The 7,410-nt window shown below is 37.2% G+C and carries 8 protein-coding genes; 5 read left to right on the top strand and 3 right to left on the bottom strand.

All coding sequences use genetic code 11. The features are described from left to right. Nucleotides 1–278: 278 nt before the first annotated feature. Nucleotides 279–1,751: a flavin monoamine oxidase family protein gene (locus tag MLOOGBEN_RS26315; RefSeq protein WP_256989286.1), complete on the bottom strand. Its 1,473-nt coding sequence runs from the start codon at nucleotides 1,749–1,751 to the stop codon at nucleotides 279–281. A 222-nt stretch (nucleotides 1,752–1,973) separates the two neighbouring features. Between MLOOGBEN_RS26315 and MLOOGBEN_RS26310 the strand changes: the two genes are divergently transcribed. The 3 genes from MLOOGBEN_RS26310 (at nucleotide 1,974) to MLOOGBEN_RS26300 (ending at nucleotide 4,461) form a co-directional block, all read left to right on the top strand. Further along, nucleotides 1,974–2,417, top strand: a complete 444-nt coding sequence (locus MLOOGBEN_RS26310) for a YbaK family protein (RefSeq protein ID WP_179161233.1) — start codon at nucleotides 1,974–1,976, stop codon at nucleotides 2,415–2,417. Nucleotides 2,418–2,550: 133 nt separating this feature from the next. Continuing rightward, nucleotides 2,551–3,282 carry an N-acetylmuramoyl-L-alanine amidase CwlD gene (cwlD, locus tag MLOOGBEN_RS26305; RefSeq protein ID WP_368737827.1) on the top strand — a complete coding sequence of 244 codons (732 nt, stop codon included), beginning with the start codon at nucleotides 2,551–2,553 and terminating at the stop codon, nucleotides 3,280–3,282. Between the two features lie 123 nt (nucleotides 3,283–3,405). Continuing rightward, nucleotides 3,406–4,461 carry an Mrp/NBP35 family ATP-binding protein gene (locus MLOOGBEN_RS26300; RefSeq protein ID WP_179161231.1) on the top strand — a complete coding sequence of 352 codons (1,056 nt, stop codon included), beginning with the start codon at nucleotides 3,406–3,408 and terminating at the stop codon, nucleotides 4,459–4,461. 44 nt (nucleotides 4,462–4,505) lie between these two features. Here the strand turns inward: MLOOGBEN_RS26300 and gerD are convergent, their stop codons facing one another. After that, the gene (gene gerD, locus MLOOGBEN_RS26295) at nucleotides 4,506–5,102 is read right to left on the bottom strand and encodes a spore germination lipoprotein GerD (protein ID WP_179161230.1); all 597 of its coding nucleotides are present in this window, start codon (nucleotides 5,100–5,102) and stop codon (nucleotides 4,506–4,508) included. A gap of 153 nt (nucleotides 5,103–5,255) precedes the next feature. Here gerD and MLOOGBEN_RS26290 point away from each other — a divergent pair, with 153 nt between their 5' ends. Beyond that, nucleotides 5,256–5,942 (top strand): KinB-signaling pathway activation protein, encoded by a 687-nt coding sequence (locus MLOOGBEN_RS26290; RefSeq protein ID WP_179161229.1) that lies wholly within the window; start codon nucleotides 5,256–5,258, stop codon nucleotides 5,940–5,942. 24 nt (nucleotides 5,943–5,966) lie between these two features. On the opposite strand, the gene pdaB is transcribed toward MLOOGBEN_RS26290, so the two are convergent. Further along, nucleotides 5,967–6,719: a polysaccharide deacetylase family sporulation protein PdaB gene (gene pdaB / locus MLOOGBEN_RS26285; RefSeq protein WP_179161228.1), complete on the bottom strand. Its 753-nt coding sequence runs from the start codon at nucleotides 6,717–6,719 to the stop codon at nucleotides 5,967–5,969. A gap of 139 nt (nucleotides 6,720–6,858) precedes the next feature. On the opposite strand from pdaB, the gene MLOOGBEN_RS26280 reads away from it, so the two are divergent. Next, entirely contained in the window at nucleotides 6,859–7,089 is a 231-nt protein-coding gene (locus tag MLOOGBEN_RS26280; protein WP_179161227.1) for a hypothetical protein, read from the top strand. Nucleotides 7,090–7,410 lie beyond the last annotated feature (321 nt).

Here is a 7,410-nt window from a genome sequence, read left to right as displayed (position 1 = left end):
TAGATTCATCAAAACTTGTCTGAAGTTGCATCTGGTTCGGACACCATGACTCTTAGATTCATCAAACTTGTCTGAAGTCACCTCTGGTTCGGACACCATACTCTAAAGTTCATCAAACCTGTCCGAAGTAGCGATTAATTTAGAGTAATTTGTACAGAAAGCAACAAGGTTTACGAAAAGAGCCTATTTAAATGATGTAACCCTCAAGAAGGAAGGATTCAAATATTAATTAAATACGAATAATGAGAAACTCCCAGCCCATTTGGTTGGGAGTTTACTTATCTTCCATTTACTTCATATGCTGCTCGAATTCCAGATTCAACGGCACCTTCAATCCATCCGTGAAAGTTAGAAGTATGCTCTCCTGCAAAGTGCAGCAGCCCTTCAGGTTGATGAATGTAATCACCAAAGTCAGTGACTTGACCTGGTGTAAATAGTGTAAAACACCCAGCTGAGAAGGGGTTTTGACTCCAATTGAAAGAAATTCCCTGCAGAAATTCCTTATAAACCACGTTTCCATATACTTTGGCCAAATCCTTAAGTGCATAATAGATAATTTGATCCTTCGTTAAGCTATTCCACAGTATTGCATCATGGCCCCAGCTGTAGCTAGCGAGTAGGACTCCAGGTCCAACGCTCCCGATACCGTGACTAGGTATATAACTAAACCGAGTAGTTCGATCTGATATTGCGTTGCCTAACTGGAGGTTTTCCCAAAAACGGGATTTGAACTCAATTCCAATTTTAACTGCAGGCAGCGTTAAGAGTTCTCGGATGGCCTGCCATTTCTTAAAGGAAATAGAATGGTAAGGTTCAACATCAACGAACTGAAACGCTGAATAAGGAATGGTAATAATGGCATAATCGGCAGAAAAGGCCTGAGCTTCTCCTGTTACCTGATTTCTCGTTTGAAAAACAACCCCTCTATTGTTTTGAATGACCTTTTCCACCTTTTGGTTCAAGTAAATATTTTGATGAAGTTCAGGCAAAAACGATAAGGGGATTTGATCGTTTCCTCCCAGAATTTCATAAAAGACCGTTTCTTCATTGAAAATGGGGAAGATGATATCCGTAACAATACCTACAAAAGATAATTCTCTAAATCCTTCAATACCAAGTATGACACTAATCATTCGAATGGCATTCAATGACAAAGAAGGGCCGAACGGGTTATTTTTTAAAAATTCTTCCATTGAATAGCTATCAAATTTTTCTTTTAGTTTCTCTTGTTCCTCAGGTGTGCTCTTTTTATAAAGGTCAATAAAAGGTTTGACGGAAGCGAGGAAAAGTTCATTGGCTGTTTTTCCTTTTTCCCACTCTTGAACAGGAAAACCTAGTATATCAGGGTTTTTCTCATAATAAGCACTGGTTGTAAGTACATTATTAACAAAAATCAAATCTCTTGGTGTAGCGTTAATAAATCTATTAATAGGCAGTTTGAAACGGTGAATGTATTCGAATACCAGAACATGGGTATCTGGAATTCGCATAGCACCTAGGTCTAGATAATTACCCTGGGTAAATGGCTGGCGTACTGTGAAAATCCTGCCCCCAACCCGGTTGTTTCCTTCAAGAACCGTCACTTCATGCCCAGCTTTTTTCAGTAAGGACGCCGCGACTAAACCAGCCATCCCTGCACCTGCAATTAGGACTTTCTTGGGGGTGGTCCCTTTTTTTAACCCTTTTTTTATTATCGCAAGCATATCGTTTGGATATTTAAGTTGAGAATTATCTGTGGGAACTCTTTTCAAATCCTCCCCTCCTTTTTTCATTATTATGAGAAATGGTGGAGAAATATGTTTGCAGTAATAAAGGGAAGTTCCTTTTCTATAAGGTGGGATTAAGCAAAAGCTGTTGAAGTGACTATCGAAGGCTTGAAATCTATACGATAAAAATTGGCAATACAAAACGCTTTGTAGTTTGCATTTCTTATGACAAAGGGATGAAGAATAGTCCTAAGAGGTGAAAAACGAGTGACTGTAATTACAACCTTTAAAGAAAAGCGTCGCGATAAACAAATAAAATACGAGCGGTCCGTCCTTAAGGACTTATCGGTGAAAACGTTAAAAGAACGAGTGCAGCAGTATTTTGGTTCAACAAGAATTGCGCAAAGCTTTGTTATGAATACAGGAATTGAAGAGGCTTGTTATGACGTTGCATTGGAAGCCTACCTATTAGGAGCAAAATTCAGCAAATTTGGTTATTACGGTGAGAATATAGATGAAGTACGTAAACGTTGTCAAAGAGAAGAGAAACATTTAATTGATACGCTGTACAATTTTCTCCTCTATTGGGGGAATGGTGAAGAAGGAATCATGAGTGAAACCCTTTATTACTCCTGTGAGGGTTATATAGATGTATGGTGGAAAGAAGGCTATAATAATGGTCAAAGGCGCCGCAAGCTGCGATTACACTAATTGAATGGTTAGAACAAGCACCAGGGGCAGCGATGATCCTGGTGCTTTACATTCTCATTTCTTCTAGGTTCTAAACAGGTCCCTTGTCCCATATAGTTAAGTGAATAGGGACGAGCGGGAGGGAATGATTGGGGTGTCTAAGAAAAAATTAAAGGTCATTGGTTTTTCTGTTGGTTTGCTTCTTTTATTTCTGATTTTACAATATGATTTTGTCAAAGAGAACACATGGGGCAGCGATTCATGGAGTCTTCCCTTATCAGGCAAAATCATTTTACTCGACCCTGGTCATGGCGGTCCAGACGGCGGGGCCGGAAATTCAAAAGCATTAGAGAAGGACATTGCTTTGGATATTTCATTAAAAGTCAGAGATTATTTGCAGGAGCAGGGAGCCTTAGTTGTCATGACCCGGGAGACAGATAAAGATTTGGCAGATGTTGATACAAAAGGATACAGTAGAAGAAAAGTGGAAGATTTGAAAAAGCGTTTAAAAATGATAAACAACTCTGATAATGATCTTTTTGTCAGCATTCATTTAAATGCCATTCCGTCAGCAAGATGGAGCGGCGCGCAAACATTTTATGCATCTCACTTTAAAGAAAATGCCAAAGCGGCAAAATTCATTCAAGATGAACTGATTGTAAATTTAGAAAATACGACGAGAAAGGCGAAGCCAATTAATTCGGTTTATATTTTAAAAAATGCTAAAAAGCCTGGAGTGTTAGTAGAGGTAGGATTCCTCTCAAATCCTAATGAAAGAGAGCAATTAAAAAAGGAAGCCTATCAGGAGAAGGTAGCAGCATCCATCTATCAAGGAGTACTGCGTTATTTTACCAATGAAAAGGAATTAAAGATAGAAGATGAATAAAGGTGTTTAATCACCTTCCTTTTTTTTGAATAATAATGGATGTGATTCATTTAACTGTTTCTATTAAAAGTTATGTTATACTGAAAACTGGAAACGAATTCATTAGGTGAGGTGTTTGTTTACATGTTAACAGAAGTGAAAGTTCAAGAAGTGCTAGGAAGCTTAAAAGAACCATTTTTACATAAAACATTAGCAGAACTAAATGCTATTGAAGAAATAAAAATCAAAGAAGAGAAAAACCATGTCAGCGTGAAATTGCAGATTGCGAAAACGGGTACGGCTGAACAATTACAACTGCAAACACAAGTAGTTAATTTGCTAAAAGAAGCGGGAGCACAAACGGTTGGGATCAGATTTAGTGAGCTGCCAGAAGCGGTTCTAGCAGAACACCGTCAATCATCAAGCGAAACAGAAGACAAGGGATTACTGGCTTCTAATAAAACGAACTTTATCGCGATTGCGAGTGGAAAAGGCGGAGTAGGTAAATCAACTGTTTCAGTCAACCTTGCCGTTGCCCTAGCTCGACTAGGTAAAAAGGTAGGTTTAATTGATGCAGATATTTATGGCTTTAGTGTTCCGGATATGATGGGAATAACAAAAAGACCAGTGGTTAGAGGAGAAAAAATCCTTCCAGTTGAGCGCTTTGGCGTTAAAGTCATTTCAATGGGCTTCTTTGTAGAAGATAATTCTCCGATCATTTGGCGTGGTCCAATGTTAGGAAAAATGCTAAACAGCTTCTTTAATGAAGTCGAATGGGGAGAAGTGGACTATTTACTACTGGACTTACCACCTGGAACTGGGGACGTCGCATTAGATGTTCATACGATGCTTCCAGCTTGTAAAGAAGTAATCGTAACTACTCCACATCCAACAGCGGCATTTGTTGCGGCGCGGGCTGGTGCTATGGCACTGCGTACAGATCATGAAATTTTAGGTGTTATTGAAAACATGGCTTACTTTGAAAGTAAGCTAACAGGTGAAAAAGAATATGTATTTGGTAAAGGCGGCGGTGATAAGTTGGCCGAAGACTTGAATACAGAAGTTCTTGGTCGTCTGCCTCTTAATCAGCCTGATTGGAATGATGATGATTTTGCTCCGTCAATTTATCAGGAAGATCACCAATTAGGAAAAATTTATCTAGAAATTGCTGAAAAAATGACAAATCTTTTGAAAAAATAAAATGAAAAGCCTCTTCCAACTTGGAAGAGGTTTTCATTTCTCTGTTATTCGCCGCCTTCTTGTTCCTTTTCCTCATTTTTTGTTTCTTCCTTTTTTTGTGTTTCCTCAGCAGCCTTTAAGAGTAATTCTTGCATTTTCACCTTGAAAAGAGGGCTTTCAAGCGTTTCTGAGATAACTTTTTGAAGGTGTTCCCGATATTCTTTGCTCTTTAAAGCGTCAGCCATTTCCTTCTGAATTTCCGGTTCCTTGAAAACCTCAATCATCATGCCTCTATATTCAGGGTCTTTCATCAAATCCTTTAAAAGTTTTTCATTCTCAGTTCGCATGCTTTTGGCTATTCCTTGGGCGAATTTTTCGTCACTAAAAGTTTTTTTCCAAAACTCTGTAGCATTTTCTGAAGTAAGAGTTTGCTGAATGGTATCAGAGACAACCTTTTGGTCCATTATCAGCTTTTCTTTCATCTTATCATCAGACATTACATCTTGAATTGCCTTCTTACCATCATCCGTTTTAAGAATATCGACAACCATCTTTTTTGTTGCTTCATAATCTATTTGTTCACCGCCGCTTGCTTCTGGTGATGCACAACTAGTTAATATCATGGTGATGAGCAAGAGGGATATAAGACTTTTTCCTTTCATATAAAAAGCTCCTTTCACATAAGAGTCCTTAATTTTTAGGATGAAGAAAAGAGGGTTAGATTATGCGTGTGAATATTGAAAAGATGGATTTTTTATATTTGGATTGGTACAATCAGTATGGAAATTTATTTTTTGTTATTGGAGGATAATGGTGTGACGAGTCGTATTTGGGTTAGGCTGTTTATGACTACGCTATTAATTGGCGCAATTACAACAGCAATTGTAGGTTTTATTATCAATTGGAATGAATATGTGAACTATTTTGCTGATTTTCGAATCATTAATATATTATCCGCTCTTTTTTGGTTTATCTTATGGGGCTTTCTTTATAGTGTTATTAGTCAAATGGGCTTTTTTGCCTATCTAACTGTCCACCGCTTTGGCTTAGGTATCTTTAAATCCGTTTCACTTTGGAATGGTGTTCAAGTAGTTATTATTCTATTTGTGTTATTTGATCTTGTTTATTTACGCTATGAGACCTTTGCAAAATCTGGAGACAGCCTCCTGCCTTATATCGTTCTAGCAGTTCTTCTGCTAATTCCAGCTTTGGTCACAGCATGGTTTAAAGCCAAACAAACAAATCGCGAGGCATTTATTCCTGCACTCTTTTTTATGATTGTAGTTACTGTTATCGAGTGGTTCCCTGTTTTACGTGTTAATGAACATAGCTGGGTTTATCTAATGTTGTTCTCCTTATTGGCCTGTAATGCTTATCAAATCTTGATTCTTCATAAGTTAAACATGCAATCACAGCAGGTGAGACAGAGAATAGAGAGTAACCGAGTCCCTAATAAAAAAACAAATGCTCAGAAAAAATCAAGCAAAAAACCGTCCATTTGAAAAGGAGGACGGTTTTTTCTTTTTTTATTTAATTTCTTTTGATTCAACTACTCCATTTGCGATTAACTCTGAAACTGTAACAAGTTTCAAGCCTTTACTTTGTAAGCCATGGAGAATTCCCGGCAATGCCTTGGCTGTCTGTTTCGCGGAATCAGATGCATGGAGGAGAACGATATCTCCTTTATCCGCTTTCTTTACGTTTGCAATAATTTGATTAACACCAGGATTGGTCCAATCCTTTGAATCTACACTCCAATGAACGACCGTGTATCCATATCGTTCCGCAATTTTTAAGGAGCGTTCATCAAAATGACCTGTAGGAGCGCGAAGAAGCTTTATCTCATTAATATTTAACTTTCTAAAAGCTTCCTTTGCTTTTGCAATGTCTTTCCCGATATTAACATCTTCTAATTCAGTGTAATCTTCATAGGCATAACCAAGAATCCCAATTTCAAATCCTTCCTTAACGATCCGACTGACAATATCCGGGTGCCTCTCTGCCCATGAACCAGCCAAAAAGAAAGTGGCTGATTTCACATTTTCTTTTTTCAATGCATCTAAAATGGGCTCGGCCTTTTCATCACCCCAGCCAATATTAAAGGTAAGAGCAATGTCCTTTTCGCCGCGATAAACGGCTTTAGGTCCATCCTTGGTAGAGAAGACTGGAGACAATGACAGATTACTCATAAATAGAAACAATGCAGTAAAAAATGCAGCAATCACTACTAAAAGAATTTGTTTTACAGATTTACCATTCAATACAAAAAAGAAGTTCATTATAACCACCTCGTCCAATGCTATCCTTGTCTCATACCTATGCAAATTTTTTAATGAATATGATTAACAAAAAATAATTATAAATTTTACTATTTTGGAAAAGACTACTATAAATACATCTTACATAAAGGGTGATTCAATGTTTGGGCTTCTCATTAATGCAAAAGAAGTAAAAGAAATGGAATACCTAATAAAGAGAGAGATGGATGAAATATTATTTGATTTAAAGGATGATCGTATTGATCATGTTGTAAAACGGGCAATGGAAGAACGTTATAAAATTTTATTTACCTTATTTAGAAGAGTGGCCTCCCCAAATGAGTGTTTAAAATATATGAGACGGGACAATAAAAGCAGAAAGAAAGGATAGATTTACATTCTAAAAAAAGAAAGGAATAAATTTAATAAATATCGTTGACTTTTAAATGGTATGTTGGTATATTAATAAACGTCGCTGCTGACGTAAAAGAAATCACTTGAAAAAAGTTATTGACTTTACATTGTGGTGATGATATATTAATAAAGTCGCTTTTAGGCGATCGAGTGAAATTGATCTTTGAAAACTAAACAAACAAGAACGTCAACAAACAATTTTTTTAGCTTTTTATAAAAGTTAAGCCAACGTAACATTTTTGAGCTAATCAACTTTCTTGGAGAGTTTGATCCTGGCTCAGGACGAACGCTGGCGGCG

The organism is Bacillus sp. EB106-08-02-XG196, assembly GCF_013396335.1.
In the GTDB taxonomy this organism is placed as follows: Bacteria; Bacillota; Bacilli; order Bacillales; family Cytobacillaceae; genus Neobacillus.
This window is presented reverse-complemented; position numbering and strand designations above follow the sequence as displayed.